Origin of the sequence: Listeria sp. PSOL-1 (assembly GCF_902806445.1) — a bacterium.
Taxonomy (GTDB): Bacteria; Bacillota; Bacilli; order Lactobacillales; family Listeriaceae; genus Listeria.
Map to the genome: position 1 here is coordinate 1,252,371 of NZ_LR760298.1, position 20,374 is coordinate 1,272,744.

At 37.2% G+C, this 20,374-nt stretch carries 21 protein-coding genes and 1 riboswitch; of the genes, 4 read left to right on the forward strand and 17 right to left on the reverse strand.

The genetic code is table 11. From position 1 onward, the window contains the following. Positions 1-15: 15 nt before the first annotated feature. The 4 genes from G6Q10_RS06085 to G6Q10_RS06100 all read right to left on the reverse strand — a co-directional run bounded on the left by G6Q10_RS06085 (position 16) and on the right by G6Q10_RS06100 (position 4,323). Positions 16-978 (reverse strand): asparaginase, encoded by a 963-nt coding sequence (locus G6Q10_RS06085; protein ID WP_163654213.1) that lies wholly within the window; start codon positions 976-978, stop codon positions 16-18. Between the two features lie 81 nt (positions 979-1,059). Then, the gene (locus G6Q10_RS06090) at positions 1,060-1,791 is read right to left on the reverse strand and encodes a LysM peptidoglycan-binding domain-containing protein (RefSeq protein ID WP_163654215.1); all 732 of its coding nucleotides are present in this window, start codon (positions 1,789-1,791) and stop codon (positions 1,060-1,062) included. Positions 1,792-1,922: 131 nt separating this feature from the next. Further along, the gene (locus tag G6Q10_RS06095) at positions 1,923-3,341 is read right to left on the reverse strand and encodes a RecQ family ATP-dependent DNA helicase (RefSeq protein WP_163654217.1); all 1,419 of its coding nucleotides are present in this window, start codon (positions 3,339-3,341) and stop codon (positions 1,923-1,925) included. Beyond that, positions 3,319-4,323, reverse strand: a complete 1,005-nt coding sequence (locus G6Q10_RS06100; protein WP_163654220.1) for a YpbB family protein — start codon at positions 4,321-4,323, stop codon at positions 3,319-3,321. The genes G6Q10_RS06095 and G6Q10_RS06100 overlap by 23 nt, the downstream gene beginning before the upstream one ends. A gap of 118 nt (positions 4,324-4,441) precedes the next feature. Between G6Q10_RS06100 and G6Q10_RS06105 the strand changes: the two genes are divergently transcribed. Then, positions 4,442-4,675 (forward strand): ferredoxin, encoded by a 234-nt coding sequence (locus G6Q10_RS06105; protein ID WP_163654223.1) that lies wholly within the window; start codon positions 4,442-4,444, stop codon positions 4,673-4,675. Between the two features lie 202 nt (positions 4,676-4,877). On the opposite strand, the gene G6Q10_RS06110 is transcribed toward G6Q10_RS06105, so the two are convergent. The 12 genes from G6Q10_RS06110 to G6Q10_RS06165 all read right to left on the reverse strand — a co-directional run bounded on the left by G6Q10_RS06110 (position 4,878) and on the right by G6Q10_RS06165 (position 16,393). Then, positions 4,878-5,486 carry an ECF transporter S component gene (locus G6Q10_RS06110; protein ID WP_163654226.1) on the reverse strand — a complete coding sequence of 203 codons (609 nt, stop codon included), beginning with the start codon at positions 5,484-5,486 and terminating at the stop codon, positions 4,878-4,880. A gap of 157 nt (positions 5,487-5,643) precedes the next feature. Further along, a riboswitch (FMN riboswitch) is annotated at positions 5,644-5,763 on the reverse strand. Positions 5,764-5,903: 140 nt separating this feature from the next. Beyond that, entirely contained in the window at positions 5,904-6,431 is a 528-nt protein-coding gene (locus tag G6Q10_RS06115; protein WP_163654228.1) for an acyl-CoA thioesterase, read from the reverse strand. Between the two features lie 4 nt (positions 6,432-6,435). Continuing rightward, entirely contained in the window at positions 6,436-8,229 is a 1,794-nt protein-coding gene (locus G6Q10_RS06120; protein ID WP_163654231.1) for an ATP-binding protein, read from the reverse strand. An 82-nt stretch (positions 8,230-8,311) separates the two neighbouring features. Beyond that, on the reverse strand, positions 8,312-9,028 hold the full coding sequence (locus tag G6Q10_RS06125; RefSeq protein ID WP_163654233.1) for a response regulator transcription factor: 717 nt from the start codon (positions 9,026-9,028) through the stop codon (positions 8,312-8,314). 177 nt (positions 9,029-9,205) lie between these two features. Continuing rightward, complete coding sequence (locus G6Q10_RS06130; protein WP_163654236.1) at positions 9,206-9,937, reverse strand: pseudouridine synthase; 732 nt, start codon at positions 9,935-9,937, stop codon at positions 9,206-9,208. Next, positions 9,937-10,536, reverse strand: a complete 600-nt coding sequence (scpB, locus tag G6Q10_RS06135) for an SMC-Scp complex subunit ScpB (RefSeq protein ID WP_163654238.1) — start codon at positions 10,534-10,536, stop codon at positions 9,937-9,939. Before scpB ends, G6Q10_RS06130 begins: the two co-directional genes overlap by 1 nt. Continuing rightward, entirely contained in the window at positions 10,529-11,281 is a 753-nt protein-coding gene (locus G6Q10_RS06140; protein WP_163654240.1) for a segregation/condensation protein A, read from the reverse strand. Before G6Q10_RS06140 ends, scpB begins: the two co-directional genes overlap by 8 nt. 5 nt (positions 11,282-11,286) lie before the next feature. Continuing rightward, entirely contained in the window at positions 11,287-12,606 is a 1,320-nt protein-coding gene (gene lysA / locus G6Q10_RS06145) for a diaminopimelate decarboxylase (protein WP_163654243.1), read from the reverse strand. 209 nt (positions 12,607-12,815) lie between these two features. Beyond that, positions 12,816-13,631 (reverse strand): purine-nucleoside phosphorylase, encoded by an 816-nt coding sequence (locus tag G6Q10_RS06150; RefSeq protein ID WP_163654245.1) that lies wholly within the window; start codon positions 13,629-13,631, stop codon positions 12,816-12,818. Positions 13,632-13,650: 19 nt separating this feature from the next. Further along, positions 13,651-14,829 carry a phosphopentomutase gene (deoB, locus tag G6Q10_RS06155; protein ID WP_163654248.1) on the reverse strand — a complete coding sequence of 393 codons (1,179 nt, stop codon included), beginning with the start codon at positions 14,827-14,829 and terminating at the stop codon, positions 13,651-13,653. A 32-nt stretch (positions 14,830-14,861) separates the two neighbouring features. Then, complete coding sequence (gene xerD / locus G6Q10_RS06160) at positions 14,862-15,755, reverse strand: site-specific tyrosine recombinase XerD (RefSeq protein ID WP_163654251.1); 894 nt, start codon at positions 15,753-15,755, stop codon at positions 14,862-14,864. 185 nt (positions 15,756-15,940) lie between these two features. Further along, positions 15,941-16,393 (reverse strand): ferric iron uptake transcriptional regulator, encoded by a 453-nt coding sequence (locus G6Q10_RS06165; RefSeq protein ID WP_163654253.1) that lies wholly within the window; start codon positions 16,391-16,393, stop codon positions 15,941-15,943. Between the two features lie 327 nt (positions 16,394-16,720). On the opposite strand from G6Q10_RS06165, the gene G6Q10_RS06170 reads away from it, so the two are divergent. Beyond that, on the forward strand, positions 16,721-17,569 hold the full coding sequence (locus G6Q10_RS06170; protein WP_163654256.1) for an ABC transporter ATP-binding protein: 849 nt from the start codon (positions 16,721-16,723) through the stop codon (positions 17,567-17,569). A gap of 64 nt (positions 17,570-17,633) precedes the next feature. Here the strand turns inward: G6Q10_RS06170 and G6Q10_RS06175 are convergent, their stop codons facing one another. Next, positions 17,634-18,179, reverse strand: a complete 546-nt coding sequence (locus tag G6Q10_RS06175) for an NUDIX domain-containing protein (protein WP_163654259.1) — start codon at positions 18,177-18,179, stop codon at positions 17,634-17,636. A 187-nt stretch (positions 18,180-18,366) separates the two neighbouring features. On the opposite strand from G6Q10_RS06175, the gene G6Q10_RS06180 reads away from it, so the two are divergent. Further along, the gene (locus G6Q10_RS06180) at positions 18,367-19,011 is read left to right on the forward strand and encodes a 5-bromo-4-chloroindolyl phosphate hydrolysis family protein (protein ID WP_163654262.1); all 645 of its coding nucleotides are present in this window, start codon (positions 18,367-18,369) and stop codon (positions 19,009-19,011) included. Beyond that, a complete protein-coding gene (locus tag G6Q10_RS06185) occupies positions 19,008-20,168 on the forward strand; it encodes a toxic anion resistance protein (protein WP_163654265.1) in 1,161 nt (386 codons plus the stop codon). The genes G6Q10_RS06180 and G6Q10_RS06185 overlap by 4 nt, the downstream gene beginning before the upstream one ends. Positions 20,169-20,374: the final 206 nt, after the last annotated feature.

Consider the following 20,374-nt stretch of genomic DNA (forward strand, 5'->3'; position numbering starts at 1 on the left):
TTTTCCTCTCTTTAACTAGCTAAAATCGGCCTGTGTGACTGTCTCTTTGGAAGCTAAAAGAACCGCTAGCTTCATTCTTGCTTTTTTACTATCATAGTCTTTCCCTAAAATGACACCACGATTGTAAAGGTCATATGTACTTCCTTCATAGTCATATGCGGTATAAATATTCCCTTCTTCCGCACTGGTTGTAATCACAACAGGAATCCTTTTCTCGAGCGCACGAATAATAGCAGGCATCATTTTTGGTGCTACCTGCCCGCGTCCAACGCCTTCTAAAACAATACCACGAACACCATTTTCAATCGCATCATCAATAAAAAGCTCATTTGCTCCTAGATAACATTTAATGATCACTACTTCTGGCAAGTCAAGATTCATATCATAATAATCACGCTCAATCGGTTTCTGATAAATAAAAACTTGATCATTATCAATAATTCCTAAATAACCAAATCCAAAAGCACTGAAACCTTGAATGTTTGAGGCGTGCACCTTCTTAACATAACGCGCTGCAAAAATTCTTTCATTAAACACAACAACAGTCCCCACGTTGTCTAGACGGGGCTCACAAGCAGCATAAATGGCATGACGAATGTTTACGTAAGCATCTGTACCCATTTCTTCTGGGCCACGTTGTGAGCCTGTAACGACAATTGGCCTTGAATCAGCAATGACTAAATCTAGGAAATAAGCTGTTTCTTCTAGTGAATCCGTCCCGTGTGTAACAACGATGCCATCATAACTTTCATCCATGTGAATCGTTTCTACTAGTCGCTTTAGTGTTTGCAAATCATGGAAAGAAATGTGCATAGAAGGTAGTTGAAAAGTTGAATAAATATCCACTTGAATTTCTTTTGGTAGCTCACATAAGCTAACAAACTCTTCACCTGATAGTTCGCCAGATGCAAGCTTCCCAGATGCTGTTTTTTTGCTTGCAATTGTACCACCAGTCGTTATTAGCGCTACTTTTGCCATTTTTCCACCTCAAATTAGCCTTTTAAACGAAACAAATCGAGACCCCTTCGCTCGATTTGTCGCGTTTAAATGAATCTTATTTTATTTAGGGATCTTTAATTTTGTCCCTACTGGAACAGAATTCCCGGATAAACCATTGGCTTGCTTAATTTTTTCAACACCCGCTTTTGCACCGGCGCCCCCATAAGCATTTGTCGCAATACGCCACAATGTTTCTCCTTGTTGAACAGTATGACTACCTGCTGAATTTTGTGCAGCTTCTTGTTGTTTTTTCTGTTCTGCTGCTGCTTCTTGTTCACGTTGTTTCTTCAAAGCATCCGCTTGTTGTTGCTCTTCTTTTTGGCGCTGTTCTGCTTGTTCTTGTTGTTCTTTTTGCGCTTGGTCTGCTTTGTTCTTCTCAGCGGCTATTTTCTCTTCTTCTTTAGCTTTCTTCTCTTGGTCTGCTTTTTCAGCTTTTTCTTTTTTCGCTTTTTCTTCAGCAGCTTTCTCTTGATCTGCTTTTTCTTTTGCTTTATCGTTTTTCTTTACTTCAACACTAGATTTTGGTTCATCGCTTGCATTGCTGCTTGTTCCAGCATGTTGTACAGCAAGAAAAACAACAATAATGACAATCGGAATGAGCAAAAAGAAAATGATTAATATATTAAGTAACGGATAGCGAAAAACGGTTTTCTTTTTACCTCTCCTGCTGTCTGATCGAGATAGCATAGGTGATTCATTATTAAATTCATCCATTTTCTCAGAATCATTTTGTGTCTTCTGATCGTCTTCGGATGAGTGATAATTGCGTCCATTTCTACTTTTTCGTGCCATTCAGTGTTATCCTCCTTCAATAACGCTACTACTTTGTTTTTTTTATTTTCTTATTGTCAAAATCATGAAGTGAAGTAGCTTTAGACTAATTATACCCATAAATACACGATTCAACAACAATTAGCGTAAATTTATTCATCTTTTATTTCAGATAGTAAAAGATAGCTTAAATAACTTTGCCACGAATAAAGTGGTAAATCTATGTTTTCGTTTTGGATATAAAATGATTCTAATGAAGCCCCATCAATGTCGCAGCAAGGCATCGTTTCAGTTATATTTTTTTCATTAAAGTAGTTCAAAATGTAAGAACGCCTACATGTCATTGTTTTTATGTACCCCACCATTACTTGCAAATTTTCTTCTTTTGAAGCTAAGCGTTCGCTTAATTTATTTTGCATTTCTTGTTCAGTCAAACCACTATTTAGAAAATAGTTCAAAAAACGCTGCTCGCTTATCGGTAAAGTTTCTTTTAACGCGCTTGATAAATGCAGCGCTTCTAAACTTGGCAGATCACGATGAAATAGTTGACGTTGAATCTGTTCATCCCCTGCTGCATAAAACAAAATAGCTAAACTTGGAAGCCCATCACGACCAGCTCGCCCAATCTCTTGCATATAAGACTCCAGATCAGCTGGTAAATGAAAATGGAATACATAGCGAATATCCGCTTTATCAATTCCCATTCCAAATGCACTTGTTGCACAAATAATCTGGATTTGCCCACTGATAAATTGCTGCTGGATTGTAATCCGATCTACTGTATCCATCTCGGCATGGTAGTGTGCAGCTGTAAATATTGTTTGCTTTCGTATTAATTGAGCAAAATCTTCAGCCAGTTTTTTGCTTGTGAAATAAATAATACCTGGTGGTGCTATTTTTTGAATCAGCGCTAGCATTTGCTCGCTTTTCTCTTGCTTACTCGCTGTACATTCCACATGCAATGTAATGTTCGGACGGTTAACAGAATAAATGATTTCTTTAAATTGTGATAATGTAAGTTGTTTTAAAATATCTGCGCGAACGGCTTGCGTAGCTGTTGCGGTTAAGACCATAGTTACCGGGTTATCTGCCTCTACTCTAAACTGACCTAAATAAAGATAATCTGGTCTAAAGTCATGTCCCCACTTTGAAATACAATGAGCTTCATCAATGACAAAAAGTGCTATTTTTTGTGTTAGTAGTTGCTTTTTAACATCCGGAATGGCCAACATTTCAGGCGACATAAAAAGAAATTTATATTCAGTAAGCGATTTTAAAATAGTGTTTCTTTCTCCTGGTTTCAAAAAGCTGTTTAGAGCTACTACGCGTTTTTCCCCAGAAGCTTTCATTCGCTCTACTTGATCTTGCATCAAGCTAAGCAGCGGGGAGATAATTAAAACCAGACCTTCAAGCAAATGTCCAGAAAGCTGATAGCAAAGGGTTTTTCCCGTACCTGTTGGCAGCATGACGAATGTATTCTCTCCGCTTAAAGTTGCTTCAATTACTTCTTTTTGGCCTGGCCTAAATGTCTCAAAACCTAGATACTCATTAAGTGCTTGCTCTAGCTTCATTTAAACTCCTTTCCAAAACCACTGCTAAGCGAATATCAAAATAACTCCATTCAGGAAATAGCTGTTTAATTTCTTTTAGTGAAGTATACTCTGTTTCTTGTAACGCTTTTTGGATCTCTTGATTTATCGTTAATGGAAACTCAGTAGGTAGCGTCGCAGCAATTTCAACAATATGATCTTGAATGGTGCTCAATTTCAGGTTCCGGATGCTAGCCAATTGCTTAGAGCTCATCCCTTGCTTCATTTTCTCATAAGTAAAATAGCTAGAATTGGTTAAATTGGAAAAAACTGGAGCAATCAGCGTTTGTAAAATAGGAAAGGCTGCCGGTGCTAGAATAAGCTGCTCCAAGCCATATCGCCACTCGAAGTAACTTTCATAAAGTGGTAAAGCTAATTTTTCAGCAATTTGTGCAGCAGTTTCACCAATCCAATCTCCACCGCTTAACCGATAAATATATAATTCTGGATAGGGTTGGTTAGCGCTAAAACGGTATAACTCTTCATGAAGATTTGTTCTTATCTGTTCGTTTTTTCCGTACCTATTCAACCACTGCTTAATAAAGATCTGCACTTCTTTATCACGAATAATTGGCAAATAATGGGCTTTATCGTACTTTTTATTACTTAGTACTTGTACAAGTAACATCAACCGCTTAAAAAACTGTTGTGGTCGGTTACAAGCGCGGAATCCGTTCCAATCTTTGCGCAAAAAATCAGGAGTGCTGAAATCGATTGCTAAGATGAATCCATTTTCACTTTGAAGGATCGCGCCGCTTCTTAATAATTTTTCGCAACGCTCTTGTAACAATTCTTTAGATAGATTAGGCAGCAATCCAAAATAGGCTTCTGCTTTAAACAAATGAATATCCTGAATGGTTTGCCCTATCCTTCTACCAGTCATCACTGCATGTAAAAATGGCAACTTTCTTGGTCGCACAAGCTTCTTTAATAGAAAAAGAAGATATTGGTCAAGTGAGTCCATAGGTATCACCTCATCTCTATCATAACATGAAACGTGTGTTCGCACACGTTTTTTAACGAAAATATGGTATAATTATTTTAAATGAATTTTGAACTTTTAAACAGGAAGGTTGGTTTTTATGCCTAAATATACAATAGTCGATCAAGATACTTGTATTGCTTGTGGAGCCTGTGCAATTTATGCACCAAAGGTCTTTGACTATAATGTCTACGGATTAGCTTTTAATCAATTAGATAGTAATTCCGGCACACAGCCTATTCCCGCTGATGACATTGAAAACGTTATTCTCGCTGAACAAGCTTGTCCATCTTTATCGATAAAAATAGCGAGTTACCCTTTTGATAAACGATAAAAAAGCTATTTTTGATTTGCATCATAGCCTTGAAAACAAAATAAATCAACGACAAGCGTTTGCATTGAGGAAGTTTGCCAGACTTCTTCAATACAAACGCTTTCGCTCGATTTGTTGTGTTCAAAAGATAACGCCTACACTACGTATTTTTTTAAAACGCATCATGCCCAGACACTCTCTTTTTGCTCTCAGGATAAAAGAATCAAGCTGTTTCATGATGTTTTTTTTGGTATTTTTTCCGTTCTTTAGGTGTTTGATTTTTAAAAATCCAGGTTTTTAAAGGCGCATATAAAAGGAAAAATACAATGCTGACAATGACTCCTTTAAGTAAATTAAATGGGACGATTCCTGCTACCACAATCGCTGTAACATCCGTATTCGCTGGTAATCCACCTAGCTTAATATAAAACGGCAATAAAACAAAATAATTAAATATCGACATAGCTACTGTCATCAAAAGTGTCCCACTGATTGTCGAAACAATTATTCCTTTTGTAGAGCGGGACCATTGAAGCAAATAATAGATTGGCAAAACAAAGCAAAGCCCTGATAAAAAATTCGCCATTTCTCCAACTGGCACGCCTACTGGGCTACCAGACATTAAGAACTCCAATACATTTTTGATGAGTTCCATTAAAATAATCGCTAATGGACCAAATAATAATCCTCCAATTAAAACAGGAATATCACCAAAATCAAGTTTTAAAAACGACGCAACTCCTGGTAGTGGAAATTGAAATAGCATAACGACAAACGCAATCGTTCCAAATACAGCAATCCCAACAAATGTTTTTAACGAATAATTTTTCATTTTCCATTCTCCTTTGATGTTCACCTATAGAGAAGCGCTGCCTTAACTTAGCCCACAAAAAATCCCCAACCAAAAAGTTAGGGAGGATTTATAATTTAGTGCGCACAAGAATAAACGCACCAAACGTCCATTTGAAGACAAGCCAAAACAAGACTGTCAACATCCTCTCCCATCCAGACTATACTGTCGGTCCTGGAATTACACCAGAGTCACCTGTAAAAACAGATCGTGGACTATTACCACCGGTCGGGAATTACACCCTGCCCCGAAGATGAACGAATATTATTTTTTAATGCCAATTCATTTTACCATAAAATTTTATTTTAGCAAAACTTTATGTTCAATTTTTCACTAAAATATGTTTACCAAAAGATTGGGATACAAATCAAGCGAAAGTATCCCAGACCGTTTTTTCGTTTATGCCCTTTGCCAAGGGATATCCGTAGATAATGATTCAGCTAAAATCCGACTACCTTTCAAGCGCTCCATTCTAGCACGAGCACGGTTCTCGGCTCCTGCATAAATCATTTTTTCTTCGGATGTTTCTGGTATCACTTCAGGAACCTCGACTGTTTTTCCTGTGTCATCAATAGCCACAAAAGTCAAAAAAGATGTTGCTGCTAGATAGCGTTCACCTGTCTTCAAATTTTCTGAAATCACTTTTACAAAAATCTCCATTGAAGAACGCCCAACTGAAGCGACATAAGATTCAAGACAAACCGAGTGATCATTTTTAATTGGCTTTAAAAAATCAACTGAATCGGTTGAAGCCGTAACAATTCCTACTCTACAATGCCTAGAAGCACTGATGGAAGCTGTATCGTCAATATATGTCATCAATTTCCCGCCAAACAACGTATTATGATTATTTGTATCTTGCGGAAAAACCCGACTCGTTTTAATAACTAATGACTCTTTACAAAATTTTTGTACTCGATTAGACATGTCCTTACTCCTTTGTAGAAAGAGGTAAGCTGATAATAAAAGAAGAACCTTTACCAAGCTCACTTTCTATTGTAATTTTCCCATTATGTGCTTCGACGATATTTTTAACAATCGCCAGACCAATCCCTGTACCTGCCTTACTTCTAGTTCTTGCTTTGTCTGCTTTATAAAAGCGTTCAAATAAATATGGAATATCTTGTTCTGGTATACCAACGCCATTATCTTGAACGACGATAAGGAGTTGTTCGTTTACTTCATCTACTGACTCCTTCACAGTGACAACACCATGATAGCCACTTCTTCCAGTATGACGAATCGCATTCATGATTAAATTAATTAATACTTGTTCCAACCGATCTGTATCAAATTGATAAACAAGGTCTGGATCTCTTGCATCTATTTTAAGTTCAACAAAGTTTTCACGCGCTAATACACCAAAATTTGAAACAACTTTTTTAATGAATGGTACAACCTTCTGCTCTTTCTTGTCTAAATGATTAAAACCAGCTTCCATTCTAGCTAGATCGAGCATATCATTTACCAAACGGCCAATTCTCAGTGATTCTTCATAAATAATTTGTGCAAATTCACGAACTTCTTCTTCGTTTTGAGCGATTCCATCAATAATCGCTTCACTATAACCTTGAAGCATCGAAATGGGTGTTCTAAGTTCATGCGAAATATTACTTACAAAGTCACTTTTCATTTTTTCTAATCGTTTTTCTTCCGTTACATCACGAATAACCGCGACAATACTACGGACATTTTCACCGTTATAAAGCAGCGTTAAAATTGTAACATATGTTTGATCCCCAAATGTAATTTCGCCAACTTGTTCATCTTGTGTTTTCGAAATCGCATCTAACATCGTATTTAGCTTTTCTGGGATCAAGACCCGTTCAATATTTTCATTGGAAAAGAACCAATTATGGAGAAATTCTTCCGCAGGTGGATTGCTTAAAATAATGGTTTTATCAATATTGAATTTAATCACACCATCAGCCATACCAACTAAAATATTCGAAAGCTGCTCTTTTTCTTGTTGCAGAGCAGTAATATTATATTTCAGCTGCTGTGCCATGTTGTTAAAAGCAATCCCTAAGTCTCCTATTTCATCATGTGTATAGCTCGGTACCCGATTATCAAAATTCCCACGGGATACAGCAACAGCAATTTTTTTCATTTCCCTAAGCGGAAAAGCCATCCGTGAAGAGAAAATAAATGAAAGCAATGATGTAACTAAAATCGCTCCAATCCCAGCAATAAGAAGGGTTCTTGTTGTTTTTTTATTGACATTTAAAATGTCAATATAAGACTTATAAACATAGACAACGCCCGTTTCCCCATTTGTGAGTTTAAAAGGCTTCACCGTAAGTTCGACAGGAAGCTCATGCCTGTTATCTTTGAAATCATACTTCATGGTTAATTTTTCAGCTGACTGTAAAGCTTTTTGAATTTTGGCATCGCTTGTCAACTTATCAATGGTACTGCGAGAAATTTTATCCGGAGATGGGTTATAATAGACACTTTTTTGATTTTGTGCAACAATCACCCCTGTTGTTTTGTTGAGCAAATTCAGTGCTTCAGAACCACTTTCTTGATTTTTCATTACTTGGTTTTTCGCTTCCATAATGGAGATGATGCCACTTGCAGTATGCTCTAATTCTTTTTCAATTTCACTAAAATTATTTTTTTCATAAACCATGGCTACCAAAAAACCACATATAACCATAACACCTATCAAGAGCAAAATAATTGTGCTCCAAATTTTACCAACGATACTATTCCAGAGTTTCATTCATTCACCTCAAATTGGACCTAGCATAAATAAACAGGCTATGTAGCGATTGTTTTTACAACCTTCACAACCTGCCCATTCTTTATTCTTCCGGTACCGCAAATTTATAACCTAATCCCCAAACGGTCACGATCATCTTAGCAGCTGCCTCTGAAACTTCTAATAATTTTTCACGTAGACGCTTAATGTGTGTATCAATCGTTCGTAAATCGCCAAAAAATTCATATCGCCAAACTTCTTTTAACAATGATTCCCGATCATAAACTTTATCTGGTGATCTTGCTAAATAATAGAGCAAGTCATATTCTTTCGGTGTTAAAGGAATTTCTTGTCCATCAACCGTCACGCGATGTGCTTCATTATCAATTGAAATATGTGGGAATGTGAGCACATCCCCTGGAGCGCTTGCAACAAGATTTTCATTTGATTGTTTGCCTCGCCTAAGCACAGCTTTGACACGTAAAACAACTTCTCTTGGACTAAATGGTTTTACAATATAATCATCAGCGCCAACCTCAAATCCCTGTACTCGATTCGCTTCTTCGCCTTTTGCAGTGAGCATAACAACCGGTGTTGCTTTATGTTCTCGTAGTTCATGGCAAGCTTCTATTCCATCTTTTCCAGGCATCATCAAATCTAGCAGAATAACATCATAATCAGTTTCAAGTGCCATTTCTAGGGCTTGATCCCCATCGCTTGCTTCTTCAATTTGAAAATTTTCTCTCTCCAAATACATTTTTAAAAGACGTCTGATGCGGTCTTCATCATCAACAACGAGCACTTTTACTTGATCACTCATAAGAACTCATCCCCCAATTTATATCTTCATTGCTGTGTCTTTTCCTAATCAGACTGACAAGATGGCCAAAAAAGTACTCATATACTTCTCTCATTTTGACACAATATACTGCTTCAAGATAAATTATACATGTTTTTAATAAAATATTCTAATACTAACTTTAATCTTTAACAAATATTACTTATTTCCACCGAATTGCGCAAGATTTTTAAGCTGTTTCACTTCATGATGACTAAGTTCACGACGCTCTCCAGCATTCATGCCATGCAAATTTAAAAAGGCATACTCTTCACGCACAAGTTTTTGGACAGGGGTGCCAATCGCTTCAAACATTTTCCTCACTTGCCGATTTCGGCCTTCATGAATGGTCAGTGTGACAATCGCTTTATTTTTGGACTTATCAAATGAGCGCATTCGCACTTTAGCTTTAGCTGTTTTTTTTCCTTCTAGGATGATACCACGTTCTAGTTTGCGAAGGTCCTCTTTTTCAGGAATTCCTTTTAGGCGAGCGGTGTAAGTTTTTGTTATCTTATGACGTGGATGCATTAACAAATTAGCAAAATCCCCATCATTTGTCATCAACAAAAGTCCAGATGTTTCATAATCAAGGCGCCCCACTGGATAAAGTCGTTCGGGAATATCGATAAAATAATCAGTAACCACCTTTCTCCCTTTATCGTCAGTGACCGTTGAAACAATCCCTCGAGGCTTATAAAATAAAAAATAACGATGTTCTTCTTTTGTCAGCGGAGTTCCACCAACATCAATTTTATCTGAAGAAGAAACTTTTATGCCAAGTTCTGTGACGATTTTACCATTAACCGTTACTTTGCCTTCTGTAATTAATTTTTCTGCCTTACGACGCGAAGTAATTCCCGCATTCGCAATTACTTTTTGCAAACGTTCCATCACTGTTTTTCTCCTTCCACCTGGCTTTTTTGGTTGAATTTATTAAAAAATAGATCGACTTCATCTTGATCTGGTTCCTCGTTCGCTTCTTTAAGCTGTGGCAAATCTTGTAAGCAGTTTAAGCCAAAAGCATCGAGAAATTCTGTTGTCGTTACATATAGCTTAGCACGTCCAATACTTTCTGTGCGACCTTTATCAGTGATTAACCCTTTTGCGATTAGCGTCCGGATTGGTCCATCTGATTGAACGCCGCGAATTTCATCAACTTCGATTCGAGTAATCGGCTGCTTATAAGCAATAATCGCCAGTGTCTCGAGTGATGCTTGTGAAAGTGTACCTGCTTGAGGAGTCTCTACTAATTTACGTAAATACAGTGCATTTTCTTTTTTTGTGGCGAGCTGAAATGATCCCGCAAGTTCAAGTAAAATCAAGCCTCGCGCTTTATCATGAGCATAATTTTCGCTTATGGTTTCTAGTAAATCAAGCGCTTCAATATGCGTGATTTCCATAACTTCCGTGATTCGTTTCACTTTGATGCCCTCATCACCTGCAGCAAAGAGCAAACTTTCTAAAATCCCTAATTGTTGTTCTTTATCCACTTTTGACTTCTCCTCTATTTTCTACATATAAGTCAGCAAAGCTATGATCTTGCTCAACATAAATCATTTTTCGCTTCATCAATTCAAGCAACGCCAAAAAGGTAACAACGATCTGTTCTTTTGTATTCTGTTCAACAAATAACATGTCAAATTTCACCTTGCAGCTTGCTTCTCTTAGTCGATTCATCACTTCATTCATACGCTCATCAATTGAAATCTCTTGTGTTGTAATCCTTGTATGAAGCGGTTTGCTAAATTTTTGCCGTCGCAATAATTTATTAAAGGCACCAAGCATATCATTAAGTGAAACATTCATTTCTACGGGCAACGTCTCATCTTGATATTCCGCTAAATCCATCGGCGGTTTGCTGAAATAAAAACTACGTTCCGTTTCCTTTTCCTTCAGTTCAAGCGCCGCATCTTTATAGCGTTTATATTCCATTAAGCGTTCTACTAATTCATCACGTGGGTCAGCCTCAAGCTCATACTCAGCATCGGCGAATTCAATTTCTTGCTTTGGTAATAACATTTGGCTTTTAATTGCTAAAAGGGTGGCAGCCATCACTAAGTATTCACTGGCAATATCAAGTTCAAGGATTTGCATCGCATGAACAAATTCCATGTATTGATCAGTTATTTCGACCATTGGAATGTCATAAATATCAATTTCGAGCTTACCGATTAAATGCAGGAGCAAATCAAGCGGACCTTCAAATGCATCGACTTTAAAATTTATTTCAACCATTCCTATTACACCTCAATAAATGAAAGATCATTTCGCACCAAATCAGCGTAACTTTCACGTTTAATCACTAGCTTATCTTGCCCATCTTCTACAAAAACAACAGCAGGACGCGGAATCCGGTTATAGTTACTTGCCATCGAATAACCATAAGCCCCCGTGCAAAAGACAGCTAAAATTTCCTCACTAAACGCTTTCGGTAATCGCAAATCCCAAATCAACATATCTCCTGATTCACAACATTTCCCAGCAATCGCTACGGTCTCTTCTGTTTTCCCAAGTGGATTCTTTGCTAAAACCGCTTCATACTGTGCTTCATATAAAGCAGGGCGAATATTATCATTCATGCCGCCATCTACAGCAACATAGTCTCTTATCCCAGGGACTTCCTTGCGTGAGCCGATTTTATAAAGCGTTGTACCTGCTTCACCAACAAGCGACCTACCAGGCTCAATCCAAATCTCTGGCATTTCTAGCCTATGATTTATTGCCATTTGTTTAACTTCTTGAACAATTTGTCTAACGTATTCGCTTGGATCTAATGGTTGATCATCTTGTGTATAACGCACGCCAAAACCCCCGCCTAAATTAAGTACTTTAGACTCAAAGCCAAGCGAATCGCGCCATAAAACAAGTTGCTCCATAATACGATGTGCTGCCATAACAAAGCCAGTTGTTTCAAAAATTTGTGAACCAATATGACAATGCAGGCCAATTAAATCAAATTGTTCCTCTGCCGCTAAAACCTCTTGAATCGCTTTTTCAGCCTGACCATTTGTTAGTCCAAAACCAAATTTTGAATCATCTTGTCCAGTTAAAATATAATCATGCGTATGTGCTTCGATACCTGGTGTAACACGAATAAGCACGGCCATTTTTTGCTTTCTTTCTTCAAGTAGTTTTTGTAGCAAAGTAATCTCATCATAATTATCAAGAACAATACAACCAATATCATAATCAAGAGCCATCTTTAATTCTTCGGCTGTTTTATTATTTCCATGGAAGTGAATTCGTTCTTTAGGAAAATTTGCTTTTATTGCCGTATAAAGCTCTCCTCCTGAAACAACGTCCAGTGATAAATCTTCTTCAGCCATCAGCTGGTAAATTGCAATGGAAGAAAAAGCCTTACTTGCATAGGCTACTTGCGCATCTATTTCCATCTCTGCAAAAGTTTTTTTAAAACCCCGTGCACGGTCACGAATAAGCGCTACATCATAAACGTAAAGTGGCGTACCATATTTTTGAGCGAGCTTTAATGTATCCACACCACCAACTTCAAGATGTCCTTTTTCATTAACATTCATTGTACCATACCGTTCAAATGTCATACTTATTCCCACCTCTTCAACCGGAATTTTCAACTTTTTACAATTCTTTTCTATAGTAGCACAACAAGCTACGCCCTACAATAAAATATTTTCTCATAAAAGCTTTTTACTATTCAAAAGCTTAGGAGATAAATGGGTTTCACCATATTTTTTAGTGAAAATATGGTGAAACCCATTTATCCTCTTCATTTCATTGACCAAAAATCCACTTAAAGTTTAGCAATGATTGCCTTCACATAAGTTAAAAATGTTTTTTGGACTCGGTCTGTTGTCTCGATTACTTCTTCATGTGAAAGCGGCTGATCAAGAATTCCCGCTGCCATATTGGTAATACATGAGATTCCCAATACCTCTATTCCTGCATGACGAGCAACAATGACCTCAGCAACCGTTGACATTCCAACGGCATCTGCTCCAAGTGTCCTGATCATTCGAATTTCGGCAGGCGTTTCATATGTCGGGCCACTAAATCCAGCATAAACGCCTTCACGAGTTGGAATATCAAGTGAAAGTGCAATCTTGCGTGCTTTTTCGCGTAATCTTAAGCTATACGCTTCTGACATATCAGGGAAACGTGGCCCAAAATACGACTCATTTGGTCCAATAAGTGGATTTGTTCCCGTAAAATTAATATGATCAGCAATTAACATCAGGTCACCTGCATGAAATAATTCATTAACGCCACCTGCAGCATTGGTAACAAGTAAAATTTCTACCCCTAACGCTTTCATCACTCGAACTGGAAAAGTAACTTCTTCCATTGAATAACCTTCATAATAGTGAAAACGTCCCTGCATAGCAACCACTTCTTTTTGCTCAATCGTTCCAAAAACAAACTGCCCCGCATGTCCTTCTACAGTAGAAACAGGAAAATGGGGAATTTCCTCGTAAGCTATTTTTGTTGAACCCACCATTTCATCAGCCAAAACCCCTAAACCAGAACCAAGAATCAAGCCAATCTTAGGTTTCCCTTGATACGCATCTTTAATTTTCAAAACCGCTTGATTTACTTTTTCAATACTCATCTCTTGTAGCCAGCCTCTCTTATTTCAAATTTGCTAAAAAGCTTGTACCATATTCAGGCATTTTGACAGAAAAATTATCAGCAACCGTTGCTCCGAGATCAGCAAAAGTCTTACGTAGTGGCAATTCTTTTCCTTCATTAAAACGCTTCGAATAAACAAGTAATGGAACATATTCACGTGTATGATCCGTACCACGATAAGTTGGATCATTCCCGTGATCTGCAGTAATCAGCAATAAATCATTTTCGTCTAGTTTGGCAAATACTTCAGGAAGGCGTGCGTCAAACTCCTCAAGCGCTTTTCCGTAACCGATTGGATCACGACGATGACCAAATAACGCATCAAAATCCACTAAATTTAAAAAACTAATTCCCTTAAAATCTTGACTGAGTACATTGATTAGCTGATCCATTCCATCCATATTTGATTTCGTTCGAATCGATTCTGTCACGCCTTCCCCGTCAAAAATATCACTAATTTTTCCAATTGCAATAACGCTTTTCCCATCCTCTTTTAAAGCGTTCATGACAGTCGGTTTGAAAGGTTTTAACGCATAATCATGGCGATTTGCAGTGCGCTTAAAGCTTCCCTTTTTACCAATGTAAGGTCTTGCAATAATTCGACCAAGCATGTAAGGATCATCTAAAGTAATTTTGCGACAAAATTCACAAATCTCATAAAGTTCTTCTAGTGGGATAATATCTTCATGTGCTGCAATTTGCAGCACAGAATCAGCCGAGGTATAGACAATCAGCGCGCCAGTCTTCATTTGTTCTTCGCCAAGCTCATCAATAATCTCTGTCCCACTTGCAGGCTTATTCCCAATCACAGCACGCCCTGTATGTGCTTCAATTTGGTCGATTAGCTCTTTTGGAAACCCATCTGGAAAAACACGAAAAGGTGTATCAATATAAAGACCCATAATTTCCCAATGCCCTGTCATCGTATCTTTACCACGTGAAGCTTCTTGCATTTTCGTATAATAAGCAAGCGGATGATCTGTTTTTGGCACGCCCTTAATAACTTCAATATTTGAAAGTCCAAGCTTACTCATTTCAGGTAGATGCAATCCATTCATTTTTTCAGCGATATGACCAAATGTATCCACGTCAAAGTCATCGAATTCAGAAGCATCCGGAGCCTCACCAATCCCGACAGAATCCATAACGATAATATGAATGCGTTTAAATTTATCCATTTTTTCAAACACCTTTCTATATTTATATTCTACTAGGCACGAGGATGAAATTCTTTATAAACATCCTTTAAGCGTAGTTTAGTGACATGTGTATAAATTTGCGTTGTTGAAATATCAGCATGACCAAGAAGCTCCTGCACAGAGCGCAAGTCAGCACCATTTTCAAGTAAATGTGTCGCAAAAGAATGTCTAAGTGTATGAGGTGTAATTGGCTTCTCAATACCCGAATTTAATGCTAATTTCTTTAATATTTTCCAAAAACCTTGTCTGGTTAACCCTTTACCATGATGATTTAAAAAAACTTCTTCGCTGCGATACGCTTTGTTTCTTAATTTTGGACGCGCGTGTTCAAGATAATTCGTTAACGCTGTGGTTGCAATTTTCCCAAGTGGAATGATTCGCTCCTTATCCCCTTTACCAATCGTTTGAATAAAACCCATATGAAGATGTAAATCGTCCATTTTTAACTTCACAAGTTCTGTGACACGAAGCCCGGTCGCATAGAGAAGCTCTAACATCGCTAAGTCACGTATGCCAAAAGGTGTCGATGTATCTGGTGCTTCGAGCAATTTTTCAACTTCATGAAAACTCAGTACTTTTGGCAGCACCTTCGCTTGTTTTGGCGTTTCGATTTGAAGCATCGGGTCATGCGTCATTTTTTGATCTTGCAATAAAAAATGCAAAAACGAGCGAATAGAAGCAATATAACGTGCAATTGTTCGTGCTGACTTCCCATCTTCTCGTGCATACGCAAGAAAAGAAACAATATCCGTTCGTTTTATTTTTTCCGGATCTTCTGAATGGCTATTTTCTTTGAAATAACAAGTAAAATAATGCAAATCCCGCTTATACGCTGTTAACGTGTTTTCTGACAGACCACGTTCAACCGTTAAAAAATGTAAAAAATCATCAATTAATTCATTCATTGTTTCTCCTCCACAAACTCCATTTTAACATGAATTTTACTTGACGTGAATTTTTAAGGATTTTAAAAAATGAGCGATAAGCACGTTCATTTCAGACGTTTGATAAGTTATGAAGAAGTCCTTCATATTGCCTTTTACCAAACTTTTAAAATAAAGGTGTTTTTCGCTCATTTTATTACATTTTTTCATGCTTTTTTCGTTTGCTTCTTACAACTAGAACAAATCCCTTGAAAAGTCAATCGATGATCTTTTACTAAAAAATTCCAGCGCTCTTCAATGATTTTTTCAACATCTTCTAACAAATCTTCTTGTACTTCTTCAACAGAACCACATTCTAAACAAAGGAGATGATGATGAAAATGCTTCGCTCCTTCTTTTCTAAGATCATAACGAGAAACCCCATCCCCAAAATTAATCTTATCAACCACACGAAGCTCCGTCAGTAGTTCAAGCGTACGGTAAACAGTCGCAAGCCCAGTGTCAGGTGCAATTTCTTTTACACATAAAAAAACTTCTTCGGCACTTAAATGGTCTTTTTCATTTTCAAGGAGTACACGAACAGTGGCTTCCCGTTGCGGCGTTAATTTATAACTTGCTTCATGTAGCTGAGCTTTAATACGCCCAATGCGACCTTCCATCGATATTTTCCTCCTTTAACGCATTTATCAATTTTACTATAAATTAATTCTCATTATCAATCTCATCGGAAGAATATTTTAGAATAATTATTAATAAAATATTCTTGATTTTTCTTTATAGAAAAAGATTTATTTACTGATATTACTATATTTACTAAGATATCATATTTTAGTTCAGCTGTCTATGTTGATTATCAATTAAATAAAAGTAAGCTAATTATCTATAATAATTATAAATAAATTTCAAAAAAAACACTTGCATCTTCCTCATAAAAATTTTATACTGAATTGAGAATCATTATCAATAAAGCATTGGAGTGACCCACTTTGAAAAATTTATACACAGAACACTTGCAAATCGCTTACGATAAACGGATTATTGTTGATCAATTAAATCTTGACATCCCACTTGGAAAAATTACAGCCTTGGTAGGAGCAAACGGATCCGGAAAATCAACCATTTTAAAAACAATGTCACGCTTAATGAAACCAAGTAGCGGTGCTGTCATTTTAGATGGAAAAAAAATCCACCATGAATCCACTAAAGAAATCGCCAAGGAGCTGGCAATTTTACCACAAAGCCCTTCTGCTCCAGGAGGCTTAACTGTTTACGATTTAGTAACTTACGGAAGAACACCTCATCAAAAAGGATTTAGCACATTGAACCAAGAAGACCGGAAGCTAATAGACTGGGCGATTCGAATGACGAATTTAGAAAATTTTGCTGATCATCCAATCGAAAATCTATCTGGCGGCCAAAGACAGCGTGCTTGGATTGCTACATTACTTGCACAAGATACGCCGATTTTATTCCTTGATGAACCAACAACATTCCTTGATATGACGCACCAACTAGATGTCATGAACATTTTAAAACAGCTTAACGAACTTGAAAAACGGACAATCGTTATGGTCGTGCATGATTTAAATCTTGCTTCCCGCTATGCAAGTCATATGATCGCCATTAAAGAGGGACAAATGGCAGCTTCCGGCACACCAACAGAAGTGATGACAGAAACGATGTTAGAAGATGTTTTTAACGTGAAAGCAGATATTTTGATCGATCCACGAAGCGGCGTTCCTCTCTGTTTACCTTATGAAACATGTAACGGCTGTGAAATACGCGATGTGGTCAAAGAAGCAGATATAGCGATTACAAGCGAGGTAACTATTTAACAGATTGGCAGCGTAAATTTATTGCGCCCGAGTGAAGCAAGCCCTTATATTTCATGGGGCTTCGTTACAAATTTAACTGCAATTCTAAATATTGGATGGCATACATTGTTTTTGCATCAATAATTAATTGTTCTGAAATAAGTTGTTTCGCTTCTTCCAATGTGACACTTACAAGATTAATAAATTCGTCTGCATCCATTTTTCGTCTTTTTTCCACAACTTTTAACTCATGTGCTACATAAATATGTAAAATCTCATCTGCAAAACCTGGTGCTGTATAAAAAGAAGTAAGATAACAAAAATTATCCGACGAATAACCTGTCTCTTCCTCTAGCTCTCTAATCGCCGTGACTTCTTGAGCTTCCCCCTGTTCCATTTTTCCCGCTGGAATTTCAAGAATAGTACGTTCAAGTGGCTTACGGAATTGCTCAACAAGAACCAGACGCCCATCACTAAGCAGTGGAATAATCGCTACTGCACCGGGATGCTTAATAATCTCTCGTTTGCTTTTTTCACCATTTGGCAATTCTACATCCAGCAACTCTAATTCGATAACTTTCCCTTTAAAAATGGTCTCTTTAGCGATTGTCTTCTCTTCAAGATTTTCCATGCGATCAACACATCCTCTTTTTTCTTCAGTATAACATAAGGTCCGAGATTAATTTACGTCGTGCGACTGATAACATCTTTTTTGTTCCTATGGTATGATGAATTCATGAGCAAACATCTTTCTAACGTTTCTTATGAAAGCATGTTTTGATATACCTTAGACTGGTAACTGAAGGAGAAGATGAATAATGACTTTATTTAAAAAATTGATGGCCTTTACTGGTTCTTTCCTAATTGTTTGTGTGCTATTTGGCATTTTATCAGCCATTTTTTATAATCACTGGCTATTCATCACTTTAACCACACTGTTTGTAGCTGCTTTGCTATTCTTCTTTTCTTCAAAAGCTGGTGACCAAGCATTAACTGAAAAAACAGGTCTAACAAAAAAAGAATACAAATACATTCGCAACAACTTAGATGAAGCACGCACAAAAATTATTCGTTTACAAAAGACGATGAGCACACATAAAACTCTCTACTCTTTTCAAGAAAGAAACAAAACACTTCTTTTAGTCAAGCGAATTTTCGGCATCGTCCGTGAACAACCCAAACGCTTTTATGAAGCCGAGGACTTCTTCTTTTCTCACCTTGATTCACTAGTAGAGCTTACAGAAAAATATGCTTTCCTTGAAAAGCAGCCAGTAAAAGATAAAAAAATCTATCAAACACTTTCTGATACTCGTTCTTTATTAAATGATCTCAGTCGGGTAATTGAAAAGGATTTATTTATCCTCCTAAATCAAGATATAAATAGCCTTGATTTCGAACTCGAAGTGGCAAAAAATTCAATCTCAAAACAGCAGCAAAAATTCGAAAGGAGCAATAAAGAATGAGTGAAAAAAGAACAAACGAATTACTTGAAAAAGAAATGAATCAAACCCTTGATGATTTACTAACAAATCCATTTGGGAATGAAACGGCGATAACAAATAATGATGAAAAAGCGCCACGCTTAATCGATATGCTTCCTGAAAATAATAAGCGCCAAGCCATAGAACTAAGCAAACAAATTGAACCTGGAAACCAATCTGCTATACTCAGCTACGGAGCTCCAGCTCAAGCGAAACTACATGACTTCTCCCATTCAATGCTTGCCCATGTCCAAAAACAAGATGTAGGACCAATTGGGGACATTATTGGCGACTTAATGTATCGTTTACAAGAAGCTGATCCCGATGAACTTGCTGCTCGAAATCGCAACGTATTTACGAAGATGTTTCATCGTGTCAAACAATCCATCAACGAAATTACCTCAAAATACCAAAAAATCGGAACTCAAATTGATCGCATCGCACTCAAATTAGAGCATTCGAAAAAGCGTTTAATAGAGGATAACTCATTTTTAGAACAACTTTATGATAAAAATAAAGACTACTTCCAAGCACTCAATATTTATATTGCTGCAGGTGAAGTAAAAATAGAAGAAATCAACACACAGCTTCTTCCTGAACTTCGGAAAAAAGCAGAAGAAACTGGTGATCAGATGGCTTTTCAAGAAGTACATGATTTAACTCAATTTGCTGACCGCTTAGAAAAGCGTGTTCACGACTTAAAGCTAAGTCGTCAAATTACGATTCAGCAAGCACCACAAATCCGTTTAATCCAAAACACCAACCAGGCACTTGCAGAAAAAATCCAATCTTCTATTATGACAGCCATTCCCCTTTGGAAAAACCAAGTAGCGATAGCACTCACTTTATTACGGCAACAACAAGCTGTTCAAGCGCAACGTCAAGTATCTGAAACAACAAATGAACTGTTAAAGCGAAATGCTGATATGCTAAAAACAAATGCCATTGAAACGGCTCGTGAAAATGAACGCGGTATTGTCGATATCGAAACACTAAAAGAAACGCAATCAAGTCTAATTGAGACCCTGCAAGAAACGCTTAAGATCCAGCAAGAAGGCCGTGCTAAACGCGCTGTTGCTGAAAAAGAACTTGTTACAATGGAACAAGAACTGAAAGAACGCTTGATTGAACTAAAATAATCGATAAATCCTTGAGCTTGATCAATCTTATCATTGATCGGCTCTTTTTTTCATTTAACTTTTGGCTTATTACATTAAAAATTTTATAACCATTTTCCATTTTTTAGGAGCTAATTTTGCTCATTTAACTAGATGATCGTGCGTCTAATTACCCTTAAATTTTTTTCTTCATGACTAAAAGACCAGTAAAATTACAATTAGGGTGT